Consider the following 24,653-nt stretch of genomic DNA (forward strand, 5'->3'; position numbering starts at 1 on the left):
CCCAGATTTTCCCTTCCTAGGAATTCATCTACTCGTTTACTTCCTCCAAAACACTTAAAATAGGTTTTACAGTTACCTACCTTTTTCCTTTAATGTTCCCAAATATATCGTCAATACTTGAAAATGTTTTATTACATTTAGATTCTTAGTTACCTTTTTTAATACAGTTTAGATTTTAAAAACGCATTCAAGCAAAGAAGTGTTTTTAATGATTATGTCCTATCAAATCTTCTAGATATAACATCCGAGTCTCCGTAAAGTTATTTAATGAAACTATATTCCATTCTATAAAAATGCTCAAAAAGTTTTTAACTTAGAAATATTTCAATTACTTATGGGCTTTGCTCCAAATTCTCCTAATGAAGCACAAGAATTAGAAATAAAAGGATTAGAAAAAATTAGAAAAGGATTACTCTACCTAACAGTATTGTTACCACTAATCATTGCAGGAGATTTTTTAATTTTTAAAGCATACATATACAAAATATCTGGAGAAGTTGGAGGTCTTATGCTATTTACAGCTTTCATGCTAAGTATAATAGCACTCATACTCTTTTTTATTCATATGGAATATTCGGTCATTATGTCGAAAGAAAAACATTAGAACGTCGTATGAAAATTTATCTAGAAAAATATAATATAGAAAAAAGAGTTGAAGATGAATTAGAAAGTTTAGACAAAGACGAAATAGAAGTCTTAGAGAAGACTGGTAAAATTAATGACTCATTCTATTGGGGTCTTAACTTCTTTTTTGGAGGAGTGGGAGGCGACCTTGGCTTAGTAATAGTCTTAGCTATAGCAGTAGTATTCGACACCTATCATCCGCATTCACTACTCTACTTCTTACTAGCTTTCCTATTTTTAATTATAGGAGAAATGATTTTAGGCATAGAATTATATGGGATTGGTCAAGCTTACAATGAAGGTCTACTCAAAAAAGGTGGTATTCTAGTAACAAGCGTAGTAACTTCTATCATAGGTTTCATTTTAGCGTATATGGGTTTAGGTAATGTAATTAGTAAATTGAAGAGTGGATTTGTGACTACGACGATTACACAACAGTCTGTACAATCAAGCATTCATCAAATAGGTGTAGGTAGTTTGAATGCTTATGGTGAGGCTCACATAGTAATTTACACCCCCTCACCAACTAAGATAGTTTCGGCAGAAATTGTAGGAAAGTCAATAGTAAGCTCATTTATAATTCCAAACCTCCTATCCCCTGGAAATAATGACGTTACAATACACTTTGGGACAATAACTGGATTAACACCAAATGCTACATACACAATAAAACTCACCTTAGGAGACGGTAAAACTATCGAAACCACTGTTTCATATAAACCATAATTTCATGACGAGAAATCTTTCAAATTTTTAAAGTTTATAAAATTTCGATAATGCCAAGATATTCCTTCATTTTATATAGTATACTCTTTCCAAACATGGAAAAACTAAATATATTGTAAGAGAATATTCACATCTTATTTGAATGACTTTTCTAATAGATTTTAAAAACGAGACTGCTTGTATTTATAAGATAAGCATGGGTAAGTAGTATAGAATCACGTCTTTAAGTTAAAGTTCCTTACTCTCCTATACTGTTACACACTTCTTAATTTACGCTATTTCTATAACCTTAGAATATTTTGAGTATTCTTTGAACCCTTCTAAATCAGTTACGTGAATTTCGACTGGTGCATCGAAAGGTAGACCGTAAATATCGAAGGCTCTTAACAATACTGCCCTTTTAAAGCTTCTCTTATCTTTAACATCTGTAACTATTAATATATCAATATCACTTAACACAGTAACTCTATCTTCCGCTACACCGCCAAAGACAAATACTCTTGACCTAGGGTCGAGGTCCTTGGAAGCCTTTGCTATAGCTTCAGCGTATTCCCTCCATTTTCTTAAGTGTTGGAATTTTCTCTTAACCCAACTTGACATTTTTACTCAACTCCTCAAGGAGTTGGATTAGTTCTGAGACTAGCTTGATAATATCTGCAGCCAAATTAGGTTCGTATAAATCTTCTTCTCCATATCTACTTTCAGTATAACTTTCTTCTAAAATAATTAGCTTCTCCCTGTTTTGAGTAACAAAGTCTTTTATCTTCTTGGACTCTTTTTCAAAATGATGATTATCAAGCTCTGTTATTAGTTGCCCTAACAAACCTCTTATTTGTCCCCTTATTTTCTCTCCAAATAGTTCGTAATAAATCGCTTTAATGTACAGTTGTGCTGCTTGTTCGGAAAGAAATAAGCTCCAATTTACGTCTTTCGAAATCTTAGCCAATTCCAATGCGTTCAAAGCTCTCTCCTTAAGTATCCTAACGTAATTACCACTCATGACGTATAGTTTACTTTCTCCTATTAAAAATCTTAGTCTGGTTGATTTGACAAGACAACGTGTTTATTATTAAACCTGATAAGGGTTCTTAATAAACAAACTGTCAATGACGATTAACAATAATATTCTCTGACAAGTCAAAGGGTTAGTGAGAATAAGCTTTGGAAGAATCGTTTTACATTGAAAAAGAACTTAATTTCAAAATTCATGAACAAAAATTTGTAGATAAAATTTTTGAAAATGATGTAAGAATGAACTCCTAAAAGTATCAATTCCTCTTAGCTAATCGATTATATATGACAGTTAGCCAATCTGAAATTGAGGAGATACGAAGAGACAAGAGACTTATACGAGAGCAGAGTTTGTAATTAAAGCGTATAAAAAGTATCTTGACGCATTAGCAGAATTTGATAGAACTGGAATACTTGAAATAGATGGAGAAGTTCTTTACGTTGATAAGTATAAGGAGAATAAGCAGACATAATTTCTTCTATAACTTTCTGTAATTTTCTTATATCTTTCTCCTCATCTTTTGATTCTCCAGAATATCAATAATAGTTATCGGAATTTCTAGTTTCTCGTTTATTCTAGAGCAATCGATGACCATCCCCACTCTCCTATACTTGTCTTATTACTTATCATGCATTTTCCTAGCCTTCTCTAGTGCCTTCTTCTCGTCATCAAAAGAACCTACATATATACCATCGCATACTAAAACATACTTTCATCGAAAGCCTTTACTGCCTCCTGACTAGTTTTAAGCATAATTTTGATTCGGAAATACTATCTGCTACACTAAGTCGTAATAAAATAGCCTGTAGTATTGCATCAGAAACACTTATTCCTAACATTGCTGCCTTTGCCCCTAGCTTTCTGTAAATGTTTTCATCCTTTGTTATAACAAGCTCTGTCATCATTAGTTAAATTTTGATCACAATACAATAAATTCTATCTTTATTAACACGAACGTCACTACTTTCTTTCCCGTCAATCTAAAAAGCTCAACGTTAGCTCAAAAGATTATTGGCGTAAGTTTGGCAAAATTTATTTTATTATCTAAAAAGACAAAGACAAAATATTTTAATTACACACTAAGCTATTCTATTTTAAAACATTCAGTTATGATATATACTCTAGATCTTGTATCATCTAAGCATATTCTTGTTTGTATTAAACCTTCCTCCTTTAATTTTCTTATAGCTTCTCTAATTGTCCTATCTGGTAATCCGGTCTCATTGATCTTGTAAACTAATTTTGCAGAACAAGGAAGTCTCAAAAACTTATCATTATACATTGAATTTAGATTTTAAGATTTACCTTGAAAATCTGATAATTTAACTCTTTTACCTTCATCGTCTTCAGCTTCAAAATCTGGTGCTTTATCTCCTACTTTGAGCTTCATATCATGGCTGACTTTTTAAATTCTTTTTATGAATGCTTTCTAATTTTGCATCACTAATTTAAAATAATAACTTAAAAATCTAGTGTTTAATGGTTAGGACCCAAAATATTAAATATTTAAGGATCTATTTAAGTTCATGGAGTATAAGTGGGTTGTACTAAGCAATACTACTTTAGGAGTTTTAATGGCATCAATAAATAGCACCATTACGATAATTTCTCTCCCTGCAATATTTAGAGGAATAGACATAAATCCGTTCACTTCATTCCAATACTTATTATGGATTTTAATGGGATACAATATAGTAACTGCTACTCTTCTAGTATCCTTTGGTAGACTCTCTGATATGTATGGAAGAGTTAGACTTTACAATTTAGGTTTTCTAATATTTACTATAGGTTCAATACTTTTATCAATAACTCCAAACACTGGAAGTCTAGGAGCGTTAGAACTAATATTTTTTAGAATTATACAAGGTGTTGGAGGAGCTTTTCTAATGGCAAATAGTGCTGCAATCATAACTGATGCTTTTCCTTATAATGAAAGAGGAAAGGCTTTGGGAATAAACCAAATTGCGGGATTGGCAGGATCTCTTATAGGATTAATTTTGGGAGGAATACTTTCAACAATAAATTGGAGATATGTATTTTTAGTTAGTGTCCCTGTAGGGATATTCGGAACAATATGGAGTTACACTAAATTGAAGGAATTAAGTAAGCCCAGTAGAAACGAGGGATTAGATCCTATAGGAAATATAACTTTCGGTTTAGGCCTAATACTCATATTAATAGGTGTAACTTACGGATTAATGCCATACGGAACATCTCAAACTGGATGGGAAGATCCTTGGGTAATAGCTTCCATGGTTGTCGGTGCTGGACTTTTGGTATCTTTCGTTTATGTAGAAAAGAAAGTTAGATATTCCATGTTTAGGTTGGAACTCTTTAAGATTAGAATGTTTGCCGCAGGCAATATAGCAAACCTGTTAAGATCGTTCGCTTATGGAGGATTAATGATAATAATAATAATTTTCCTTCAAGGAATATGGTTACCATTACATGGATATAGTTATTCAGAGACACCATTCTGGGCTGGAATATATACAATACCTTTAATGCTAGGATTCGTAACTATGGGACCCATAAGTGGGTGGTTATCAGATAAATATGGAGCAAGAGTACTATCTACTTTGGGAATGGTGATAGTAGGTATTGGATTTTTAGCATTAACAACTCTTCCATATAACTTCAATTATCCAGAATTTGCATTAATAATTTTCATAATGGGATTAGGTAATGGAATGTTTGCGTCTCCAAATACTGCATCAATAATGAATAGTGTACCTCCAAAATATAGGGGAGTAGCATCAGGAATGAGATCTACTTTACAGAATACCGGACAAACTGCTAGTATAGCTTTATTTTTCACTATAGTCATAGCATCTCTTACAACTACACTTCCTCATGCCTTAGCCCAGTCCGTCATTCAAGCAGGGGCACCTCAATTAGCTCCTCTAGTTCAAAAGGTTCCAGTTGCTGGAGCACTTTTTGCGGCTTTCTTAGGTTATGATCCAGTAAAATCCATGTTGTCAACATTACCCCAAAATATATTGTCCACAATACCGTCAACTGCTATTTCCACAATGGAGCAAAGAACGTGGTTTCCAACAGCTATAGCCCCAGCCTTCATGAGCGCCTTAAGAGATGCATTTTACGTAGGTGCAGGGATGTCATTTATTGCAGCAATTACATCAGCTCTTAGAGGAAGAATTCAAATAGCAGAACTTGAAGAAAAGGTTGGTAGAAATGCAGAAAAATGAGGAAGACATTCAGATTTTCAGCACTATAGCAAAGATACATAGGGCTATACAGAGAGAATTAAATAGACGTTTACAGAAGCTTAATATTACTTATTTAGATTTCCTCATTTTGAAGGCTACAAATGAAGGACCTAAAACAATGGTGGAATTAGCTAAAAGATTTTATGTAACTCAAGCAGCAATTACTTCAGCCGTAGATAGATTAGAGAAGTATAATTTAGTTGAGAGAAGAAGAAATTCTAAGGACAGAAGAGTAATCGTTATATCAATAACTCCAGAAGGTAAAAGAACTTTTGAAGAAGGCGTTAAAATATATAAGGCGTTCGCATCAGAGATTCTTGGAGATATGGGAGAAATGAGAGACGTATTAATAAAATTAAATAGAATCTTAGAAAAACTGAATAATATTGAAGAAAAATAGTTTTATTCTATCCCCACATCTTGTACACGTCGATGTATTAACGGTATTATGCGATGTATGAACTGGTACCATAGCTAAGACTACTCTTACTATCACTATAATTGAAATTACCAATTCTATTTCCTACAATTAAATTTAAGAATTCATTATCTTCCACTCTTGGTAATTGTTGAATTAAGAGAAAAACTCATTAACGGAGATATGTAACTCCTTCAGGAATTGATAAAGGGGGTTATAAGGAAATTTATAGGAAGATGCTACAAAGGGGGAAATCATTAGTAGTGTTCGAGGAACAAATTAGCGTACCGGAGAATCTGCTAGAGTTATTTAGGGAATGAAGGAGTTTCAACTGCAAAGGAAGCTTAGTATAAGTTTATTCCTGAAATTGTAGAATTCCTTCATCATAAGATGTCAAGTAATGATTGTCCAGAATCTATTACTAAGCTTTTAGAGTCTAGAGGCCTTGAGACCATAGTATAAGGGAAGAACTTATGATGATATAAACTATCCTAACTGGCGTGGCTTTCTTGACAGAGGGAGGAGCTCCACAGTATGAAAAGTGAGAAAATATTGATAAAAAACGGAACAATAATGAAGAAAAGTTTATATAAGTAATCTCGTACAATCATTTATGTATTGGTGGATTAATAAACTACTAGAAAAAGATTCTTTGAGAATACTAATAGTGATCACAATCACATTTGTTGTTACATTAATATCAATATTATCAATTCTTTATTACTTATTCCCACCAATATTAATAGGATACCAAATAACATCAAACGGAATAATAGAATACTTCGAAAAACTTATTGGCCCATCGTTATTCATAATAAAAGTATACTTAAATAATACTCCAGTCAATGCAATAATATCAGTCTTCATTAACCAACCTAACAAAATAGTATTTTATAAAGAGTTTTACGGGAAATCAGTAGAAATACCGTTCACAGCAATAGAGAATTACGTGGGACCGTGGGGAAAATACAAGAATGCAAATACTTCACTACTAGTAATAGCAACATACGTAAATGGGAATGAGACATATTCAAGTGCAGAAGAAATAGAGTATAATCCAAGTTGGGTGTTACAAAGCCTACCAATAGAGGTTTACCCAATAGAGGTTGTAGCAAAAATCAACATAATACCAAAATTAATAAAATTGAATATGACGATGATCCAACAAGAAATTAATAAAATACAAACATTAAGAACAGAAATATTAAAAAGAGGCTATATGAATTCTCCCCCTGGTAGTCTTCATCCTTACATATTACACATGAGCAAAGAAGAGTACGAAGAATCACCAGTTTTTAAAGGAGGATACGAATACCTCCCAGTTACAAGCATAGTGTATTTCTACAACTTCTCAGTACCACTAAGTTGGGTAACATTGAGCAATAACGTGAATAAATACGATAATTACTCTTCAATAAGTCTTCCTACTGCTCTTGTTGGCGAGGTTAGTTGGTTTGCAGTAAGTAATTCTACTAATTACGGTGGTTCGTACATAGGAGTTTCCTACTCGACTAACGCATATTGGTATACTAGGGTATCGTATACTAATTATACTCTTTCTAAGTTATATGATCCTACGATTTATACTTATTATAATGCTACAATTGCAGTAGTTATTTACCAGGTTTATCATGCGATTGGAATCTCCCATAGTCTAGCGGGTTATGTTACTGTTTTTGAAATTTTGTGGGCTAGTCCAAAGATTGGTACTGCCGTTGAGAGTGGTAATGGTATAACGTGTGTTATTTACACTAATTCTAGTGGCGAATATCGTTATCCTTTGGCAGTGGGTAATGGTAGTGTGACATTACTATATACCTATTTTAGTAAATTTATTGGTAAGCAGAAAAGTAGTCCATATGGATATGTTCGGTGGGTAGATGATGAAATTACCTATTTTACAGGTAATATTGTACCATGGTATAAAAAGATTGATATACCACCATGTATTATACCAATTGGTTTCTTCTCTTATTATATTCACTTAATAATTCAACATTCTCAAAATACTAATCATACTGCCGACCCCATTTTTGATCCTGCAGCTCTAATTATCAGTATTCTGAATCCTGAATTAGGGATTTCGAACAAAATTGTTGCTACTGCAATAAATATTAATCCTGAATATTCCGAACTCAGTAGTAATCTAATAGAAAAATACGTTATAGATATTCATGCAATTGTGTATTTTCCGGTTCCGGTTAATAGTACGTATGTGATTTTTAATAATAGTGGTCAGGTCTATGTTAGCCTTTTGAATTATCCTAACTCTTTAGGGGTTCCTTTATTTGGCTTTATAATGAACTATTCTTCTTACTATTATGGTGGTTAAATGAACAAGAAGTTAATTTATTTTTTACATTTCTTACTTGTTATTCTTTTCCTCTCCTTCCTTCCCAATATTTATTATACCTAGTGTAATAGCCTCTGGTATAGAAATAATGAAATTGAGACAATTTTAAGAAGTATTTCTGTTAATCTAGCCCTAATGTAAGCTTTTCCTATCAATCAGGTGAAATTATTCTTCCTATTTCTATATTCTTTCCGTTATATATTTATGCATATGTGTTGAAAATAGAAAAGATCACGCGAAATTGAAGGATAAAATTTCTGGGTAGTCGTGATGGTGTAAAACCTTTAAGATTTTTAATCATAGAATGAAAATTAGTATTATGCATGAATGGTCTGTAGCAGACGCAATTATTAGGACTGTAATAAATTGGGCTAATGAGAACCACGTAAAGGAAATTGTTAAAGTTAAGGTTGGAATTCCTTCTTTTTCTTTTTTAGACTTAGAGATATTAAAGGAAGCATTTGATATAATGAAGAAGGATTCGGTTTTAAATAATGCTGAATTAGAGGTGGAATTTAAGGATCCTACTTTTAAGTGTAGAAACTGTGGATTTACTTTCACTTTATCCGACGTTAAGGACCAACTTGATTCGGTAAAATCGGAATTTGGAGAGGAATATCCATTACATCTTATGCCTGCATTAGCCCCATCATTTCTTAAGTGTCCAAAATGCGGTTCTCATGATATAATTACTCAAACTCAGGATATTACAATAGATGGAATAGAAGTGAAAGATAGTGGAACCACTGAGGCAGTTAGCTAAAAAAAGATGGAAAAAGTAATCGCAGTAATGAGCGCTAAAGGCGGTGTAGGAAAGAGTATAATATCGTCGCTTTTAGCTTGATCTTCCAAACTATACTAAGACTTAACTTTAACTCCCTTAGCTCTACCAACAAGTAGGTTAACCAACTAGCTTAGCATCGACAACAAAACTTGTAGCCCTCATACTCTCACCAAAACCGCGGAGAACAAGGACTCAACCAACCACCTTAATCAAACTTTCTCATCACGCCAACGCTCATAAACCAATCTTAAGAACATTTTCCTAGCAGGATGACCATGTCTAAAGCCTTCTTCCTAGGAGGAACACCAAGATTATAAATATCGACAACATAAGCCCTTACCTAGAACCTCTTAACTTCCTTAACTCGCCCTCAAAATCCTTCACGGTCTGCAGATTTAGCCTCGTTGCTCGTCAACTTAGCGCTTACTATCTTGAACTCGTTCTTTTCGATAACTACTTCGATCTTGAGGATTTTTAAATCCCTCATTTTACCGTTTGTCTCTACACTCTCATGATCAAGTGTAGGGACTTAGCCCTCAACCACCTACCAGGTGGGTTATGGGTTTCCTTCGAGCCCAACGGCACGGGGATCACATCTCCACTTATCTCTCTCTAACCCTTGGGGCATTGTCCCATCGGGTTGGTAAACCTCCTTAGTCCTCATCATCCTCTTCACAAAATTAGTCAATAAATGAATATAGAAAGAGATTTCTATTGTTACGAAAAAGAATTCAGTCCATTTTGCTACTATTGTCCTCCTTTTGTTGTGCTTATTCCACTACCATCAACTTCAAGTTCGTCACTCGTTTCAGGGAAATTAATGCATATTTCTTCTCCTTTCCCATATTGTTAATCTAGGCTTGCTTGGATTATCTTCATTTCAACTAGCGCTTAATATTCCTTAAGAACAAGTGCAGGAATGCTAGTCGTTGAATTCCTTTGAATTGTACTTTGTTTTCGCGCACTTGTTCTCCCCTTGGAGTAAGTTCCAGCAGCGTTAGAAGACGTAGAAGGGGAACATTATCTCGTATCTGGTTATCACGTTCTCTTCATACTCCAATCCCTAGTGTTTTTCTTTTCCATGGTAATACTTAAAGTAATTACTTAAAAATCGTATAATTCTGACGACCCACAAAGTAGAACTTAGAATAATATTAAAATCCTGAATATAGTATGTAATTAAGAGATTCCATATAAAAATAATGACATTCCAATAATTTCTGAAATGTATAGTGCCTCTATAAATCCGCTTGCAACTAAAGTTCCTCCAAACCCTAATATAACTATACCTAAAATTACTGAAACCATTTTTATTTTATTGCCTTTAAAAAGTAACGCTCTTGCAGCAAAAAATAGAATTACGCCTGAACCCACAATTGTTCCCATAGATGAGGTTGCCATAACAACTGGAGGAAAATTCATAGGAAGGTAATTTTCAAGAACGTTAAATCTTTGAAGAAGAATAGAGACAATTATAGCGATTGTAACGAAAAGTGAGTACCAATAATAAACCTTAATCCAATTCTTTGGTGCTTGTTGTATTGAACCTAAAGAAAGAATTACTACTAACTCTGCTACTGAAAAAACATAAATTGCACTTAACAAATATCCTCCTATTCCAAAAGCGAAGAATTCTTGGCAAATAGCAGCTACAACAAATAAAATGAATCCTAAAAACCAGAAGAGCCACATTATATTCCTAGATTTAAAATAACGCCTTCCTGCAAAATATGTTAGTAAAATACTTAATACAAGAGTTATTGATGCCCAAATTATTGCTTCTTCCTGTATGCTCACAGGTGAAATTTAATGAGTTCAAATAAAAATTTTTAATTCACTATTTCCAAGGAGTATTACTTTTCTCCTTTAGACAATTAACAACACTCTCTACATTTACGTCTATACCAAATTTTTTCAAAAAATCTTGATATTTAGTTAACAGTTCTTTGATTCTTTCAATAGCCTTATCTGATATACCCGGCCAATCCAATTTTTCAGGCTTAATAGCTAAAATATAAGCTTCTTTAGGCACATTCCCTGACCTTTTAGCAAGTGAGATAACTTGAATTGGGGAAAGTCTATGAGGATCTGAGATTTCTACAAAGTCAGCATTTTCTATATCTATTTTGAATAAGTTAAATTCCTCTTCCATTATAACTGCATCAATAAAAAACACTATATCTCCTTTTTCTATAAAAGTTAAAGCTTGGAAACCATTAGCCTCTGCATCAAAAGCGTTCATACATTCTGCGGTCAAAGATCCTATAGCATCGTCTCCGTAAAGCCTATTCCCCATGCCTATAACTTTGACAGCCATTCTACTTTTTCCTCTACTTTCTTATTTAGTTCTTTGACTTTTTCTTCTGAGTATTCTCCCTTGTAGTATATTGCGTAAACTTTCTTGTATCCTCCGAAAATTAAAATGCCGTAAGCTATGTCTTCAACGTAATATCTTCCATCTAGGCCGGGTCTTATAAGCTCCAGCATTTCCCAAGGATCGTTAGTCTCTAAAGTGAATTCCTTTTCTGATATACCTTCTGGCGCATAACGGCTGCTTCCTACCAGGAGAACTTTATCTGCAGACAATCGTTTAACTTGCTCTGCAGCATCTATTGGATCTGTTACCAGTTCTATTACATTCTTCTTATTTTTCCATAAGTTAAAAACTTCTTCGACTACTTGACCATCTGGAGTAGAGATAAAAGGAATAAAGCCTATTACAATATTCATCATTTCACCATACTATTTCTTATCTTCTTTACTAATTCAATAACATCCTTTGCGTTATTTTTTTCCAATAATTCGTCTAGGTTAATATCTTCCTTAGTATTTTTTATCTCGTATAATAGGCTTAGTAATTCTTGCTTTAATGGTTTCTGGACCTCATACTTTATTGCATCCTTAAGAGCAAGAAGTTCTAGAATTATATCTAACACTGAACTCATGTTTATCACCCTAACAGATTCTTGGTACTATGTCACCAGTAGGCATTTCAACAATTCTAGTTCCTCCTACCTCTGTCCTCATAATTACTATACCTTTATTATTCTTATCTTTAGGCTCAATAACCTTACCTATAATTCTAGGTTCGAAGTCCAATTTCTTTAACTCTTCGACAATATTTTCTGCTTTATCTGAAGGTACTGAAAGTACTGCAACACCCTCGTTAGCTAGGGTTAAAGGATCTAATCCCGTTAATTCCGTTATGGATTTAACCTCTTCAGGAATTGGTAAATCTTTCTCCTCTATAATTATCATTTTGCCAGATAATTGAGCCCATTCGTTCAAAGTAGCTGCTAATCCTCCTCTAGTAGGATCTCTAGCAGCGTGAATATCTCCTTGGAATTTATCAAATATTTCAAGAAGTTTCATTAATGGTTTAACGTCGCTCTTAAGATTAGTCTCAATGCCGTATCTTAATGCAGCTACCATTGCACCATGAACTCCAATAGGCCCAGTAACTATAATTGAATCTCCATCAACCACTCTATCTATTATAGGATTTTTACTTACTCCAATTCCCACAGTATTTATAGCAATTCCCTTCATAGAGTCTGAAGGGATGACTTTGAAATCTCCGCCTATTAATGGAATGTTAAACTCTTTCAGTATGGATATCATATCATTAGTTATTTTATCTAAATCGTCTAAAGGAAAACCTTCTGCTACTATTATAGAATCTAATAATGCTATAGGATTTCCTCCCATCATTATAACGTCATTTAGAGTCCCAGAAACTGCTAGTTTTCCTATACTTCCACCAGGGAAGAAATAAGGCTCTATAGTGTGAGAATCAGTGGTAACTATAATCTTATCTTCAGGGTCAATTACTGCACCATCATCTAGGTAATCCAAACCTAAACCATTCACAGTCTTTTTCAAATATTCAGGTAATTTTGAAAATATGTATTTTTGTAAAATGTTCTGTGTATCTTTACCACCATTACCATGAGATATTAAAATTCTATCCACCACTACTCTCACCCTCGACGTCTTTTAGAATATATGAAAAAGCATCCATAAAAGATTTCACTGCCTCATCAGGGTTAATTCCTTCTATTTCTGCAACTTCTTTAATTTGTTCTGCTATAAATTTTATGTTTTCTATAACTTGTTGTTTAGTTAACTTTGCTATTATTACACCAGCGTGAACCATCACGTAATCTCCTACTTGTAGATTGTCTACTCCTATAGCGACCTTCTTTAATGTATTTCCTCCTAAATCTACAGTTGCTACAAAATCAGAATCTATTGAAACAACTTTAGCCGGAACTGCCCAACACATTCGATTTCACCTCCTTTATTATTTCCAAAACTCTCTGGGAAGATCCAAATCTTGCCCACACAGCACATGCCCCTTCCATTGATACCATACATGGTCCCCAAGGTCTAGCAGGAGTACATGCCTTCATGAATAATGGGCATTCATCTGGATACGCAGTGCCTAATGTGACTTCATTGCATCTACATCCAGGAGGAAGATCGTAGTCCCATGGCTTTTCTTTCAACCCTAATTGAAGCCTGGCATTGTACTCTGAATATTTCTCATTCAAATCTAATCCGCTCTTAGGAATTGTACCTATTCCTCTCCATATTGCGTCAACAACATCAAATACTTCCCTAATTTTTTCTTGAGCATAAAGGTTTCCTTTTATTGTCGTAACCCTCTTATATTCTAGGTTAGTGAATTTTATATCACCAGTATAGAGATCTTTTAGAATTACTAAAACTCCAGTTAGTACATCTATTGGTTCAAATCCTGATACTACTGCAGGTATCTTATACTTTACTGGGAAGAAATCCCAACTCATTGCTCCTATAATTGTCGAAACGTGACCAGGGCCTATAACTCCAGAGACAGGAGTTCTCTTAGTTGCCTTATGTAGTTTTACTGCATATTCAGCCGCTGGAGCTGTTAATTTAATAGAAGAGTAAAACATTAGGTTCTTAGGTACTTTCCCTTTAGCAAATAGAACTGCATAGCTTGGACTAGTAGTTTCAAAACCTATTCCAAAGAATACTGAAGGTTTATTATCCTTTTTAGCATCTTCTATAGCATCAACAAAACTATATGCAATTCTAACGTCTGCACCAGCAGCTTTAGCCATAGCTAGGCTACCTATTTGATCCTTCTTATAGTGATTTACTGTAGGTAATCTAAATGCGTCACCAAAAGTGTAAACTCTATAGCCATCAATTGCTAATTTTATCATATTTTCAATATCACTTGACGGAGTAACACAGACTGGACAACCTGGACCAGGAATTAATTCTACCTCTTTTGGCATTAGAGCTCTTAATCCGTAATGTGTAGTAGTCCATTCATGAGAACCGCAGAAATTCATTATCTTTATCTTATCTAATCCAGTTTTTTCTATAACTTTTGGAGTTAATTTAGCGATTTCATCAGATATTTTTGCTGCTAAAGGAGTATTCTCTCTGAAAATTAATTCAATCTGTTTAGGTAGATCCATAGCTTTCACCTTTAATTTCTCCTTCTACTTTAAAAAGATTTTTATATATTTTATTCAAAAAATCCACAGTCTCATCCATTTTAGGTTTAAGCATTGATATTATCTTAGCTATAGTCTCATAATCCCCCCTTATATATATAGTAATTAGGTATCTCGATAGATCATCGTTTATTTTAGATATAGAAATCTGTTCATAATCCCTTGAATTTAATAGGTTTCTCGATATTGTAAAACCTCTCAAGTCCCAACCTTCAAAAGAAATGCTAGGTAATTTTATAGCTCTTTCATAGCTTATAGACAATTCTGCATAATCTATACCAGTGGAACCACTCTCTTTTAAAGCTCTTACCATTTCTCCTGAAGCCAATTGAAAATTACCTAAATCATTTGAGACTACAGTAAACGTTCTTGGTTGATAAAATATTTCTCCCAAATTCTTCTTAGCAAAGGCTCCGCTTTCATCTATAGGAATATACACATATCCAGTAGCTCCGCTCAACTTTATTTGAGCTACTGAATAACCTAAACCTGCTAATCTACCAGCAAAAGCATACAAATCGGGATCTGAAAAAGATCTAACTGTAAATACTCCAGTAAATCCAGATGCTGAGATTTCACTCACTTACTATCACCTCTTCTCCTTCAATTTTAACATTATATTTCTTAAGATCTCTTTTTGCAGGTCCATCAAGTACTTTCCCAGTTTTAACGTCAAACACTGAACCATGCCATGGGCAAACAATTCTTCCATCCTCAGTCAGAAATCCATCTTCTAATGATAGTCCATTATGGCTGCAGAATGCTTCCAGTGCATAAATTTCTCCATTAAAATTTATTAAAAGAACAGGTTCCCTTTCCCATGGTTTTTCTGCAGGAAAATAAAACTCTACCATGGAGTTTTTAGGGATTTCCTTGTATTTCACCTTAAGGCATGTCATACACTACACACTGGTGTTATTAAATGATCTATACTCCTATTCACTTTTCCTTTAATTTCGAAGTGGGCTGCGCATACTAAACATGGGTCGAAACTCCTTATAGCTCTAAGGAAATCATATCCTACCCATTCATCTGGTGGTACTTCTTCCATAACTTTAGTATTTATAACTGACATCTCGAATGCACCTATAGCTTGTCCGTTTATACACCAAGGTCCATTACATCTATTATCTCTTGGACTTACATTTGCTGTAGTAGGAGCGTGATACTGGTAATTAGCTATGCTATAATTACTATTAACTAACCAATGTCTAACTGTCCCTCTAGGAACTTCATATTGTCCAACACCTAAGGAGAATGATGGTTGCTTCCAAGGCCTAGAGGTCTTTGGACTAGTTTGATTTTTCATTAATAATTCTAATCCGTATTGTAAGTTATCCCATGCAACAAATATTGCAACTGCTGTGTCAACAGCTCTTCCTAGTATTCTACTTAATGTAGTAGAATAATCCGGAGGTTCCCATTCTACTGTCCATTCTGCAGATGAGCCTGATGGTAACCACGCAGGAATTTCACTTATTGTAGGTAAAGTTACAACTATTTTACCGTTTTTGACCACAGGACTATTTGGATGATAATGGGCAAGGGCGTGAAGTCTTGCCCACGGACCAGTTTCGTATGACCATATAGTTCCGTCCTTCCAGATTAATCTAGGTTCTGCATCCCAACTATATTTATCCATAAAGTTCATGGCTTGAGGATTAGGTATTGTAGTCTTATTCCATGGATGATACATATATAGAGGTGTTCCATCAGTGTCTGTTAATCCCCACGCTAATTTATTCCCTATAGGATCAGTCTCAGTAAAGGGCGAAGTTGTATGAGCCCAATCTTGATAGTAAGAAGAATTAACAAATTCAAGTTGACCTACATTAAGATCTATGAAACTTTTACTTAATAATTCGCCATTTCTCACAATAGCAGCCCTAAATATTGTCTGGGGTCCTTCAGAAGCTTGTTGGGCTAAAGTATCATAATTACTATAAATATTCTCATATGTATCCCCTAGGTTACTATACAATTCTGGACTTTCAAAACCATAGCTTGATATATAAGTAGGAGCACTATATGTTAATCCTTGACGTTCATAATCACAGTTATCTATAAGGAAGTTAGCTAAGTCCATCCACGCCGCTACTACCACTTTAACCCATGCAGTTAGAGTTGTTAGTCTATACATGTATTCTACAAATAATGATTCACCTACAGATAGATCTGTACCTATTCCTCCGGGTATTAGCATTGGTGGATGAGAGTGCCTACCATATATTAGAACTCCAGCTTCTCTAGCTAGTATTTGAGCCTTTACCGCATGAATCCATAGCCATCCTGTGAAAGGATTCAATGCCGTCATTATATCTGCTATAGTAGAAAATCCATGTATGTCACTATGTTCTGCTTTAGTTTGCTGAGCTGCTTGCCAACATGATGGATAATACGTTTGCATAACTTGAGCTGAAAAATCTGGACCTTCCAAGACGTTAAGTATTATTGGATGGTCATAAGTCATATCTGTCATGGCATACGCCATATTTCTCAAAACTTGTCCTAGAGGATACGGTACTGCTCCTAAAGCCATATCATTAGCTCTTACTGAACCGTTAGCATGAGCGGCACCGCAGACTCCACATGATCTAGAAGTTATGTGAACAGCGTCTGGTGGCTGCCTACCTCTGAGGAATACTTCAAATCCTCTAAACATAGTTACATATGTATACGCTTGGTTGTTTACTACTTGCCTTGTATTTGTATCTATAGTTGCGGTCATACCTAAATGTCCCGCAACTCTAGTTATAGGATCTATGGTTAAATTTTTTGTTGAAGACGAGGACATACATTTTCACCTCCTTTTATATATATTAACTATAAGACAAAATAAAAAAACATTAACTTTCATTTTTTACTCACCTTTATTCTATCAGCTAATATATCTACTATATGATTAACTTTCGAATTAGCATGATAGTAATCTATTTGGAAGTTTATACTTTCTATGCAGACTGGACATCCAGTAAGAACTTCTTTAGCCTTTATCTTATTGATTTCACCCACTTTAATCTTACCAGCTTTTATTAGTGGTTCTGATGTTTTATCTAGGAACTTCTTATCGTCATCGCTTATAGCAATACCTAATGCTTTTGCCATATTATTAACCATAGAAGGAAGTCCGCATCCACCACCTCCTCCACTACAGCAAAAACTATTTACGCCATGACTAGGTAACTCCTTGAATTTTTTAGATAAAGCTTTCATGAGAATTCTAGGTGCTTCAAAAACTCCTCCCCTTTTGCCTAGCTGACATGGATCATGCCACGTTATAATCTCATCTAACGGTTCTATCTCAAACTCCTTATTTTCGTACCATTTTGCTAAAAGTTCTGTGACATGAACAACTTCGTATTTAGGTTCCACTTTTAATGTTTCATGCATAGTATACCTTAATGCAGGATATTCAAAACCTCCTGCCGTTAACATAACATATTTTGGAGAAATATCAGTAAAGTACGAATAAACTCTTTGCATAACTTTTACAGCTCCATCCTTATCTCCTATTACCAATCCAATTGGAGGTCTTATTCCAAGCGGCTTTGACATAAATGTCCAGTCCTTATTAAGCATATCGAGAATTTTTGCCACTTTTACTAAAACATCAGGATAAGCTAATGCTTCATAAATGCTGGCATAAAATAAGACTTCGCTACCTTTTTTATCTAAAGGTACTTCTTTCCCTATAGCATCCTTAATTTTTGAAATTAAGGAATTCCATGAATTCTTAAAGAAATCTATTTCCAAGTATTTTCCAGAAGCCTCTAACTCTGCTATATCTCTATAAACTTTAGGTCCCATTCCTGCTTTAAATGCAACCTGCTTAAGTAGATCTATCATAGCTCCGCTATCAATTGCCATTGGGCAGACAAATGCGCATGATCCGCAATTAACACAATGCCATGCATAATCTACCATAGTTTCTGCTTCTTCTAGGGAAAGATACTTTTTACTTCCTCCTATGACCCTACCTACAGTCCTTCCCCATACAGTAAATCTATACCTATAAAGTTGCCTAGCTACTTCTGCTTTATTTACTGGAGAATAATGTAATGACGTTGGAGTAAATGGACAAGCTGCTTCGCAAGCCTTACAATTAACACACGCTTGGAAATAATAAAGCAGAGTAGAGTCTAACTGACTATAGAATACCTCGTCTATTGCCTTATTTAACGCTTCCATATCTACTTTAGCTTCTGCTATTGCCATTATTTTTCACCCCTTCTATATGTCATAAAATACCATTCCCTAATTTTTCCAAGATAGAATTCAAACATATGGAAACCTCTAGTGAAGGGCAATGTGGCTATTAAAATTTCTGCAACTAGTATATGAGCCCCTAGTAAATTATCGTAATATGCTACGCTATCAGGAATGTGGGAAGTAGCTAAGAATCCTAGTATTATGTCGATGTAAAGTAGTAAGAAGAACCACCAATCCCCAGATCTTAGCGTTAATCCTTCAGCTAAAGCATGAAACTTATGACCCAAATATATTCCTAAAAGTATCACCAGGATATATGTTATATATTGGCCGTTTAGAATTATCGTTAAAGGTCCCCATATATCATGAACGAAAGGATATGATGTGGGAGTATAAGGTGAAGTAGCTAATGTAAAGGCTAATTCACCATCTACAGAACTTTCAGGAATAGCTAAAGGAAATAGAATTTTATAAGGAGAAATATAATAAGCCCAAAATATCATATGCTGAGCTAGAAGAAATATTATAACAATTAATGATAAGTGCATAAGAAGACCTACAGCAGTAGTTACTGGTTTTCTTTTCATTCCTACTTTACTGGAGTTGGCAAAAGTATCAACTAATTTCTTAACTTTTTCTGTTGACGACGTTTCTCTCGTAACAGATGTAGCGTAAGGTATAAACGGTTTCTTATAAACTGCGAAGTATCTAAATACTCTATATGATGCACTAAAAAAGAAAAAGAATATTGTAGGAGTGAACAAATCTAATGCTAAAGGATATAATGAATTGCCTACTAAATAGTCCCCAAAAGGTAGCTGCATGCTATTTCGACCTCACTCCTCCTTTTTGTACCATTTTCTTTTCTGCTAATCCTGCAGCAGCACCTATCACTATACCTGCACCTATTAACCCTGCAGTTGTTAGAGTAGAAGACGGGGTTGGAACTTGTAAGGGCTTATAGAATGGTTCGTATAGATCAGAGAAACCGGGCATAGTACATCCAATACATACTGCACCAGTTCTTGTCGGCCCTCCTATACCGCCAACCCAACCGTATTTATTCCATGGGCAATTAGATACCGGACCTTTACATCCAACTTCAAATAAGCATGCAGCGGTAGGCTCACCTGGCTGAGTTCTAAACGCTCCTGCAGCATACCATGCAGCTCTGGGACATTGTTCATGGACCGTATTTTGGAAGAAGTACAGTGGCCTCCAATATTGATCAAGTTCTGGTAATGGAGCTAAACCTCCTGCCCATAACACTAAATTAGCTAATGTTCTCATTATACCGTCTCCATTGGCTGGGCAACCAGGCACTGCTATCGCTGGCTTTACCGAAGCAGAAGGAGATGGTGTTATATCAAGATAAGAATTAGGATTCTTAACGAAAGTATAGAATGGTGCTGCGGCAGCTTGCCCATTTAAGTAATTATCCTCATATAATCTGCTTAATAATCCCTTATATCCTCTCAATGGATCGTCGAAAAATCCAACAGCACCAGTAGGTGATGGAGACCATGTTGGCGTTATAAATTTAGGCGGTGGTTGATATACTTTATCAGCTATTAACCCTCCATAGGATGCACAATTTCCTACTGCTAGAACTGCAACTGCATTAGTTAAAAGTTCTGCTACCCATTCGTTTAAAGTCTTTGGACCTAACATTCCCCAAAATCCACCAGAATTATATTGCTGCGCAGTGTTCTCATCAGGGAAACTTCCTTCTAGTACTAGTACATAAGGATTGTATTTCCCATTAATTATGTCATTTAATATATTTACTGCTTGTTCTCCTTGTTGAGGCATTATACTTGGCCAAAAAGATATTTTTACACTGCCCGGTCCTACTAGAGGACTTGCGCCAAAAAGAACTTGAGCTACTGTAGGATCTGTAGCTTGGAGTATAGCTGTTGTATTTCCTTCACATGCTTGTGCTTCAAACCATACTATATTTACGTCACCATTTTTTATCATACCTACTGCTTTTCCTATTGCCTTATCCCATTCTGGTGCTGCAACCATAGTAGCCGTTAGCGCTAACTTTAGGAAATCCCGCCTAGAAATTTTGAATGACATGTTGTTTTCTTATTAATGATACAAAATTAATAAATATTTTTATGAAAAAGAAGCCCTTTCTCGTTTAACTGCGTTAATATTATCATAACTTAATTTAAAATAATAATATTAAAATAGTGAACTTTATATATGCTAAGTTCTATTATACTTTAATAATGGTCGAATCCCCGCAAGGAACTAAACTGAAAATTGAGGAATTAAGAAGGCTTTCACAAATAAATCCCTCAGATCCATGGCCTCACTTTCTTCTTGGAGAAATATATAGTACATTAAATCCTGAAGAGGCATTGAAAGAATATAACGAGGCTATTAAATTGGATCCTCATGTAATAGATTTCCATTATAAGAAAGCCCTACTACTTTTTAATTTAGGAAAAATTGACGAGGCACTAGAATGTCTTGAAAAAGCATCCATCATTGATTATAAAAATTCTTCAATATACTATTTTCTTAAGGGAAATTTTCTTGATGAATTAGGAAAATATGACGAGGCTATAAAAGAGTATGAAAAGGCTATTAAAAAAGATCCTAACAATCCATGGATTATTGAAGCAAAGATATTAGATATGGTGGAACTAGGATTAGTTAATGAAGCTTTAAATGAAATAGATAATATACTTAAAACTAAAAATTTCAAAAATTTAATAATGCTCAGAGAAAAAATAGTTAAAATTAGTCAAAATGAACTTAGAAGCGTCAAGAATACGTAAGTTAATCCAAATATCATTAGAACTTTAGCTGTTTGTGGATCAGAATCTGCAGGTAGATTTGTATATACATATTTTCCTATCTTGATAGAAAGTGGCAACGTAAGTAATACTAATATATCTAGGTAAGGTAAGTATCCAAATAATATTAGTAATGGTATAAGTGAATAAGGAAGAATTATCAAAAGGAATAAATAAATCTTCTTTATTTTATCTGGAAAAATTGTTGCTAAAGTCTCTGTTTTGTTTAACTTATCAATATTAGCGTCTCTCATATTATTGGCTACAAGAATTGCAGTTATTATTGACGCTATAGGTAAGGAATCGAGGAAAGATATTATTGAAATATTACCTGTTGCAATATAATAACTTGCTACAACAATAAATGAATATGTTATAAAAACTTCTATTTCTCCTAAAGCTCTATATTTCAAAGAAAAAGGTGGTCCGTTATAGGCGTAGACCATTAAGAAGCCTATTAAGGCAAATATTATTGCATAAAATCTAAATAAAGTTAAATATATCGCTATTGCCATACCTATCATCCCTAAAATAAGTCCGTATAATAGTGTATTAGTAGGAGTTAATACTCCGTGGACTATTGGATGAAGTCTATATTTAACTGTGCCTGAATTTTCCGAATCTAAACCTTTCTTATAATCAAAATAATCGTTTAAAACGTCAACTGACGCATTAAAAAGAACAGTACCCAAAATTGTTAAAATGAAAAACTGAATATTAAATATTCTATAAATATAATATGCAAGAGAGAAAGAAAAACTTGTACAAACTATCGGTAAAATAAAACCCCAAGGTCTAGTTATTAATATCATTTGATAAATCTTCTTCATCAATACTACTATCTTCTTAGACAAAAATTTAAATTGTATTATGTAAAAATAATTAATATAATAAATGCTTTAACTTAGTTAACTATGTATTTATCTCTTGTAAGACCTTATGTTTTGGCATGCCTTCTAATATACTCTTTCCATATTCTGTAGTATCTTTGTATTCTCTACTAGAAATAAATCTTCTAAAAGCATCAAGTGAATCCCATTCACTATAAATCAAATATTCTTGTGGATCATCGACTCTCCTATATAGCTTAGCGTCAATAAAACCAGGAAACGTTTTTAGGAAATTTATTACTCCTTGAAATGCCTTCTCAAAATCCTCTTCATGACCTTTTTTTACCCTATAATACAAACCTACATTTATCATAAAGTAATTTTTTCCTAAGTGTTTAATATGTTTATCTCTAGGAAAATGAGAAAACCTTAAAAAGTCCGACTCATTTAAAATTTATTTTTACATTTTTTCTGCTCTTTTTGACAAAAATTTAAAAACGATAGTGAATTGTTTTAAATGGTACGTAAGATAATATACTGTTTGCGCAATTTTACCTTAGACTATTCTTTTTTACGTTTATTTTAGGACATATTGGTCTAGAAGTAGCATATAAACTCTAGTTTAGATTTAAATTATTAAATTACAAAAATTCATACAGACTCCTATGTGCGATTACAGGTTAGTTAAGATTAATAGAGTTATAGGTAAGACAGAAAATCTTGTACTTTTACCAAGAGAATATTTTAATAAACTTTCTGATGATAATTACTTAGAAGTTTTAGTTAACGATAATAGAGAAAGTTTACATTTAAGTAAAAGTTACTATTACTATATATTATCTCAATTAAAAAAATTAGCATTGATAGAAGATAATGCAATATCGTTTAAAGCTATAATTCCAATAGTAATCCACGAAAAAGGTATAGAATTTGATAATAGCATAGCATATGTTGATAAAGACAATAAGATGCTTATCTTTATAGATATGAAATCATCAAAGTATGGCTGTCCAGAATGTCCAGTTTACATGGAATGTGTTTTCGGATTACGAAGAATAGCTAGTAGTATAGGAGCGAAAGTAGGAAAAATAGGAGATGAAGGAAGATATTCTAAGCTTCCAGCTAAACTATGGAATACAATAGTAGATGAAATTTTACATAAATATCTAAAAAATCTACACAATATTAAAATACCTACTCTCAGAGACTATCCTATTTAAATTGGAGTTTTTCTTAAAAAACTAGTATATTTAGCTTAATCAAAACATATCTTATTATATTGTTATGCTAAAAATATACCCTTTCTTTTCTTTTTATATTTTAGATTCCTAACCATCCGTGTATGTAACCGAAGATCTGATATAGTGGATTTATTCTTAGTAGCAACGCTATTGGTATCCATACTAAAAATCCATAAAATAAATACATGGACAACGTTGCTATATCTTTATGTTCGTTTCTACATAAGAAGTATAGCATTATTGAACCGAAAGGACCTAAAAATAGCATTAATCCAAGCCATCTACTAGGATCTTTCTTAGTAATCATTAAATAAAACACTCCAAATATATAACCAACTCCTGCTAATAAACCTCCCAAAAACCACAATAGATTTTTAGATAACATTAATTACACCAGTCGTTAGATATTTATTTATCATATTAAAGAGCGCATTTTTAACCTTTTCGTATAAATTTGTATTTCTACCATCTTCGATTCCTAATTCTGCTAGTAATTCATATTCCATATTACATCTCCTTCGTGAATCGAAGATGCACATATAGTTCTTCCCTATAAAGATAAATGCAGGATCTATTTTGATTAATTTATCTTTATTATCATAAAAATATGATACAACAAGTTTAAAATTAATTTTCCTATCTCTAATTAAATTAATTTCTTTTAATTTTTCTAATGCGTAATAATAATAGCTTTTACTAACTCCTGCTACTTTAAAGTCTGAGTAAGATAAGACTTTAAGATAAATTTCGTTCTCCGTAATTTTTCTAAAAAGTTTTCTATTTAGCATAATTAAAGTAGGTTTTTCAGTTATTTCTCTCTTAACTTCAAAGCATAAGCCATTCCTCATTATTACATAACTCTCGCTCTGATTTTTATTACTTTCTATCATTAAATTGAATTAG

At 33.6% G+C, this 24,653-nt stretch carries 30 protein-coding genes and 1 pseudogene; 9 read left to right on the forward strand and 22 right to left on the reverse strand.

Annotation, left to right across the window (positions count from 1 at the left end; all coding sequences use genetic code 11):
• The first annotated feature begins 334 nt into the window (after positions 1-334).
• Together D1868_RS07055 and D1868_RS07060 are read left to right on the forward strand one after the other, a co-directional pair.
• Complete coding sequence (locus D1868_RS07055) at positions 335-604, forward strand: hypothetical protein (RefSeq protein ID WP_156006873.1); 270 nt, start codon at positions 335-337, stop codon at positions 602-604.
• 8 nt (positions 605-612) lie between these two features.
• Complete coding sequence (locus D1868_RS07060; RefSeq protein ID WP_156006875.1) at positions 613-1,350, forward strand: DUF973 family protein; 738 nt, start codon at positions 613-615, stop codon at positions 1,348-1,350.
• A gap of 270 nt (positions 1,351-1,620) precedes the next feature.
• Here D1868_RS07060 and D1868_RS07065 read toward each other — a convergent pair whose 3' ends face one another.
• From D1868_RS07065 to D1868_RS07080, 4 genes are all read right to left on the reverse strand, one after another.
• Positions 1,621-1,950: a nucleotidyltransferase domain-containing protein gene (locus tag D1868_RS07065; RefSeq protein ID WP_156006877.1), complete on the reverse strand. Its 330-nt coding sequence runs from the start codon at positions 1,948-1,950 to the stop codon at positions 1,621-1,623.
• Complete coding sequence (locus D1868_RS07070) at positions 1,934-2,350, reverse strand: HEPN domain-containing protein (protein WP_156006879.1); 417 nt, start codon at positions 2,348-2,350, stop codon at positions 1,934-1,936. The genes D1868_RS07065 and D1868_RS07070 overlap by 17 nt, the downstream gene beginning before the upstream one ends.
• 737 nt (positions 2,351-3,087) lie before the next feature.
• On the reverse strand, positions 3,088-3,267 hold the full coding sequence (locus D1868_RS11100; RefSeq protein ID WP_231112329.1) for a hypothetical protein: 180 nt from the start codon (positions 3,265-3,267) through the stop codon (positions 3,088-3,090).
• A gap of 389 nt (positions 3,268-3,656) precedes the next feature.
• A complete protein-coding gene (locus D1868_RS07080; RefSeq protein WP_156006880.1) occupies positions 3,657-3,752 on the reverse strand; it encodes a redoxin domain-containing protein in 96 nt (31 codons plus the stop codon).
• Positions 3,753-3,888: 136 nt separating this feature from the next.
• Here D1868_RS07080 and D1868_RS07085 point away from each other — a divergent pair, with 136 nt between their 5' ends.
• The 5 genes from D1868_RS07085 to D1868_RS11105 all read left to right on the forward strand — a co-directional run bounded on the left by D1868_RS07085 (position 3,889) and on the right by D1868_RS11105 (position 9,207).
• Complete coding sequence (locus D1868_RS07085) at positions 3,889-5,571, forward strand: MFS transporter (protein ID WP_156006882.1); 1,683 nt, start codon at positions 3,889-3,891, stop codon at positions 5,569-5,571.
• Positions 5,558-5,992, forward strand: a complete 435-nt coding sequence (locus D1868_RS07090; protein ID WP_156006884.1) for a MarR family winged helix-turn-helix transcriptional regulator — start codon at positions 5,558-5,560, stop codon at positions 5,990-5,992. The genes D1868_RS07085 and D1868_RS07090 overlap by 14 nt, the downstream gene beginning before the upstream one ends.
• A gap of 631 nt (positions 5,993-6,623) precedes the next feature.
• On the forward strand, positions 6,624-8,342 hold the full coding sequence (locus tag D1868_RS07095) for a hypothetical protein (RefSeq protein ID WP_156006886.1): 1,719 nt from the start codon (positions 6,624-6,626) through the stop codon (positions 8,340-8,342).
• Between the two features lie 340 nt (positions 8,343-8,682).
• Complete coding sequence (locus D1868_RS07100) at positions 8,683-9,126, forward strand: hydrogenase/urease maturation nickel metallochaperone HypA (RefSeq protein ID WP_156006888.1); 444 nt, start codon at positions 8,683-8,685, stop codon at positions 9,124-9,126.
• Positions 9,127-9,153: 27 nt separating this feature from the next.
• The gene (locus D1868_RS11105) at positions 9,154-9,207 is read left to right on the forward strand and encodes a hypothetical protein (protein ID WP_231112502.1); all 54 of its coding nucleotides are present in this window, start codon (positions 9,154-9,156) and stop codon (positions 9,205-9,207) included.
• Between the two features lie 690 nt (positions 9,208-9,897).
• Here the strand turns inward: D1868_RS11105 and D1868_RS11110 are convergent.
• The 14 genes and pseudogenes from D1868_RS11110 to D1868_RS07170 form a co-directional block, all read right to left on the reverse strand.
• Positions 9,898-10,207, reverse strand: a pseudogene (locus tag D1868_RS11110) (IS5/IS1182 family transposase); the annotation flags it as partial.
• 119 nt (positions 10,208-10,326) lie between these two features.
• Complete coding sequence (locus tag D1868_RS07110) at positions 10,327-10,944, reverse strand: hypothetical protein (RefSeq protein WP_156006889.1); 618 nt, start codon at positions 10,942-10,944, stop codon at positions 10,327-10,329.
• Positions 10,945-10,984: 40 nt separating this feature from the next.
• Positions 10,985-11,464: a hydrogenase maturation protease gene (locus tag D1868_RS07115; RefSeq protein WP_156006891.1), complete on the reverse strand. Its 480-nt coding sequence runs from the start codon at positions 11,462-11,464 to the stop codon at positions 10,985-10,987.
• On the reverse strand, positions 11,446-11,877 hold the full coding sequence (locus D1868_RS07120; protein WP_156006893.1) for a hypothetical protein: 432 nt from the start codon (positions 11,875-11,877) through the stop codon (positions 11,446-11,448). Before D1868_RS07120 ends, D1868_RS07115 begins: the two co-directional genes overlap by 19 nt.
• A complete protein-coding gene (locus D1868_RS07125; RefSeq protein ID WP_156006895.1) occupies positions 11,877-12,092 on the reverse strand; it encodes a hypothetical protein in 216 nt (71 codons plus the stop codon). The genes D1868_RS07120 and D1868_RS07125 overlap by 1 nt, the downstream gene beginning before the upstream one ends.
• A gap of 10 nt (positions 12,093-12,102) precedes the next feature.
• Positions 12,103-13,119, reverse strand: a complete 1,017-nt coding sequence (gene hypE, locus D1868_RS07130; RefSeq protein WP_231112330.1) for a hydrogenase expression/formation protein HypE — start codon at positions 13,117-13,119, stop codon at positions 12,103-12,105.
• Positions 13,112-13,432, reverse strand: coding sequence for a HypC/HybG/HupF family hydrogenase formation chaperone (locus D1868_RS07135; protein ID WP_156006899.1), 321 nt, complete (start codon positions 13,430-13,432; stop codon positions 13,112-13,114). Before D1868_RS07135 ends, hypE begins: the two co-directional genes overlap by 8 nt.
• The gene (gene hypD, locus D1868_RS07140) at positions 13,410-14,621 is read right to left on the reverse strand and encodes a hydrogenase formation protein HypD (protein ID WP_156006901.1); all 1,212 of its coding nucleotides are present in this window, start codon (positions 14,619-14,621) and stop codon (positions 13,410-13,412) included. Before hypD ends, D1868_RS07135 begins: the two co-directional genes overlap by 23 nt.
• Positions 14,608-15,243, reverse strand: coding sequence for a hypothetical protein (locus D1868_RS07145; RefSeq protein ID WP_156006903.1), 636 nt, complete (start codon positions 15,241-15,243; stop codon positions 14,608-14,610). Before D1868_RS07145 ends, hypD begins: the two co-directional genes overlap by 14 nt.
• Positions 15,236-15,559, reverse strand: a complete 324-nt coding sequence (locus D1868_RS07150; RefSeq protein ID WP_156006905.1) for a Rieske (2Fe-2S) protein — start codon at positions 15,557-15,559, stop codon at positions 15,236-15,238. The genes D1868_RS07145 and D1868_RS07150 overlap by 8 nt, the downstream gene beginning before the upstream one ends.
• Positions 15,556-17,454 (reverse strand): nickel-dependent hydrogenase large subunit, encoded by a 1,899-nt coding sequence (locus D1868_RS07155; RefSeq protein WP_156006907.1) that lies wholly within the window; start codon positions 17,452-17,454, stop codon positions 15,556-15,558. The genes D1868_RS07150 and D1868_RS07155 overlap by 4 nt, the downstream gene beginning before the upstream one ends.
• 59 nt (positions 17,455-17,513) lie before the next feature.
• Positions 17,514-18,875: a (Fe-S)-binding protein gene (locus tag D1868_RS07160; RefSeq protein WP_156006909.1), complete on the reverse strand. Its 1,362-nt coding sequence runs from the start codon at positions 18,873-18,875 to the stop codon at positions 17,514-17,516.
• Positions 18,875-19,693: a hypothetical protein gene (locus tag D1868_RS07165; RefSeq protein WP_156006911.1), complete on the reverse strand. Its 819-nt coding sequence runs from the start codon at positions 19,691-19,693 to the stop codon at positions 18,875-18,877. Before D1868_RS07165 ends, D1868_RS07160 begins: the two co-directional genes overlap by 1 nt.
• Position 19,694: 1 nt before the next feature.
• Positions 19,695-20,951 (reverse strand): NADH-quinone oxidoreductase subunit B family protein, encoded by a 1,257-nt coding sequence (locus tag D1868_RS07170; RefSeq protein WP_156006913.1) that lies wholly within the window; start codon positions 20,949-20,951, stop codon positions 19,695-19,697.
• 155 nt (positions 20,952-21,106) lie between these two features.
• On the opposite strand from D1868_RS07170, the gene D1868_RS07175 reads away from it, so the two are divergent.
• Positions 21,107-21,661 (forward strand): tetratricopeptide repeat protein, encoded by a 555-nt coding sequence (locus D1868_RS07175; protein ID WP_156006915.1) that lies wholly within the window; start codon positions 21,107-21,109, stop codon positions 21,659-21,661.
• On the opposite strand, the gene D1868_RS07180 is transcribed toward D1868_RS07175, so the two are convergent.
• Both D1868_RS07180 and D1868_RS07185 read right to left on the reverse strand, forming a co-directional pair.
• The gene (locus D1868_RS07180; RefSeq protein ID WP_338055779.1) at positions 21,628-22,509 is read right to left on the reverse strand and encodes a UbiA family prenyltransferase; all 882 of its coding nucleotides are present in this window, start codon (positions 22,507-22,509) and stop codon (positions 21,628-21,630) included. The two genes, D1868_RS07175 and D1868_RS07180, sit on opposite strands and share 34 nt — an antisense overlap.
• Positions 22,510-22,591: 82 nt before the next feature.
• The gene (locus D1868_RS07185; protein ID WP_156006918.1) at positions 22,592-22,882 is read right to left on the reverse strand and encodes an antibiotic biosynthesis monooxygenase family protein; all 291 of its coding nucleotides are present in this window, start codon (positions 22,880-22,882) and stop codon (positions 22,592-22,594) included.
• A gap of 292 nt (positions 22,883-23,174) precedes the next feature.
• Between D1868_RS07185 and D1868_RS07190 the strand changes: the two genes are divergently transcribed.
• Positions 23,175-23,729, forward strand: a complete 555-nt coding sequence (locus D1868_RS07190) for a hypothetical protein (protein WP_196770226.1) — start codon at positions 23,175-23,177, stop codon at positions 23,727-23,729.
• Positions 23,730-23,829: 100 nt separating this feature from the next.
• On the opposite strand, the gene D1868_RS07195 is transcribed toward D1868_RS07190, so the two are convergent.
• Complete coding sequence (locus D1868_RS07195; RefSeq protein ID WP_156006920.1) at positions 23,830-24,135, reverse strand: hypothetical protein; 306 nt, start codon at positions 24,133-24,135, stop codon at positions 23,830-23,832.
• Positions 24,125-24,640, reverse strand: coding sequence for a hypothetical protein (locus D1868_RS07200; protein ID WP_156006922.1), 516 nt, complete (start codon positions 24,638-24,640; stop codon positions 24,125-24,127). The genes D1868_RS07195 and D1868_RS07200 overlap by 11 nt, the downstream gene beginning before the upstream one ends.
• Positions 24,641-24,653: the final 13 nt, after the last annotated feature.

Source organism: Stygiolobus azoricus (genome assembly GCF_009729035.1).
GTDB classification, from domain to species: Archaea; Thermoproteota; Thermoprotei_A; order Sulfolobales; family Sulfolobaceae; genus Stygiolobus; species Stygiolobus azoricus.

Bases quoted from the DNA above. Each gene is read 5' to 3' on its own strand.
- D1868_RS07055 (WP_156006873.1), top strand. From the start codon at position 335: ATGGGCTTTGCTCCAAATTCTCCTAATGAAGCACAAGAATTAGAAATA.
- D1868_RS07060 (WP_156006875.1), top strand. From the start codon at position 613: ATGAAAATTTATCTAGAAAAATATAATATAGAAAAAAGAGTTGAAGAT.
- D1868_RS07065 (WP_156006877.1), bottom strand. From the start codon at position 1,950: ATGTCAAGTTGGGTTAAGAGAAAATTCCAACACTTAAGAAAATGGAGG.
- D1868_RS07070 (WP_156006879.1), bottom strand. From the start codon at position 2,350: ATGAGTGGTAATTACGTTAGGATACTTAAGGAGAGAGCTTTGAACGCA.
- D1868_RS11100 (WP_231112329.1), bottom strand. From the start codon at position 3,267: ATGATGACAGAGCTTGTTATAACAAAGGATGAAAACATTTACAGAAAG.
- D1868_RS07080 (WP_156006880.1), bottom strand. From the start codon at position 3,752: ATGAAGCTCAAAGTAGGAGATAAAGCACCAGATTTTGAAGCTGAAGAC.
- D1868_RS07085 (WP_156006882.1), top strand. From the start codon at position 3,889: ATGGAGTATAAGTGGGTTGTACTAAGCAATACTACTTTAGGAGTTTTA.
- D1868_RS07090 (WP_156006884.1), top strand. From the start codon at position 5,558: ATGCAGAAAAATGAGGAAGACATTCAGATTTTCAGCACTATAGCAAAG.
- D1868_RS07095 (WP_156006886.1), top strand. From the start codon at position 6,624: ATGTATTGGTGGATTAATAAACTACTAGAAAAAGATTCTTTGAGAATA.
- D1868_RS07100 (WP_156006888.1), top strand. From the start codon at position 8,683: ATGCATGAATGGTCTGTAGCAGACGCAATTATTAGGACTGTAATAAAT.
- D1868_RS07115 (WP_156006891.1), bottom strand. From the start codon at position 11,464: ATGGCTGTCAAAGTTATAGGCATGGGGAATAGGCTTTACGGAGACGAT.
- D1868_RS07120 (WP_156006893.1), bottom strand. From the start codon at position 11,877: ATGAATATTGTAATAGGCTTTATTCCTTTTATCTCTACTCCAGATGGT.
- D1868_RS07125 (WP_156006895.1), bottom strand. From the start codon at position 12,092: ATGAGTTCAGTGTTAGATATAATTCTAGAACTTCTTGCTCTTAAGGAT.
- D1868_RS07135 (WP_156006899.1), bottom strand. From the start codon at position 13,432: ATGTGTTGGGCAGTTCCGGCTAAAGTTGTTTCAATAGATTCTGATTTT.
- hypD (WP_156006901.1), bottom strand. From the start codon at position 14,621: ATGGATCTACCTAAACAGATTGAATTAATTTTCAGAGAGAATACTCCT.
- D1868_RS07150 (WP_156006905.1), bottom strand. From the start codon at position 15,559: ATGACATGCCTTAAGGTGAAATACAAGGAAATCCCTAAAAACTCCATG.
- D1868_RS07155 (WP_156006907.1), bottom strand. From the start codon at position 17,454: ATGTCCTCGTCTTCAACAAAAAATTTAACCATAGATCCTATAACTAGA.
- D1868_RS07160 (WP_156006909.1), bottom strand. From the start codon at position 18,875: ATGGCAATAGCAGAAGCTAAAGTAGATATGGAAGCGTTAAATAAGGCA.
- D1868_RS07165 (WP_156006911.1), bottom strand. From the start codon at position 19,693: ATGCAGCTACCTTTTGGGGACTATTTAGTAGGCAATTCATTATATCCT.
- D1868_RS07170 (WP_156006913.1), bottom strand. From the start codon at position 20,951: ATGTCATTCAAAATTTCTAGGCGGGATTTCCTAAAGTTAGCGCTAACG.
- D1868_RS07175 (WP_156006915.1), top strand. From the start codon at position 21,107: ATGGTCGAATCCCCGCAAGGAACTAAACTGAAAATTGAGGAATTAAGA.
- D1868_RS07180 (WP_338055779.1), bottom strand. From the start codon at position 22,509: ATGAAGAAGATTTATCAAATGATATTAATAACTAGACCTTGGGGTTTT.
- D1868_RS07185 (WP_156006918.1), bottom strand. From the start codon at position 22,882: ATGATAAATGTAGGTTTGTATTATAGGGTAAAAAAAGGTCATGAAGAG.
- D1868_RS07190 (WP_196770226.1), top strand. From the start codon at position 23,175: ATGTGCGATTACAGGTTAGTTAAGATTAATAGAGTTATAGGTAAGACA.
- D1868_RS07195 (WP_156006920.1), bottom strand. From the start codon at position 24,135: ATGTTATCTAAAAATCTATTGTGGTTTTTGGGAGGTTTATTAGCAGGA.
- D1868_RS07200 (WP_156006922.1), bottom strand. From the start codon at position 24,640: ATGATAGAAAGTAATAAAAATCAGAGCGAGAGTTATGTAATAATGAGG.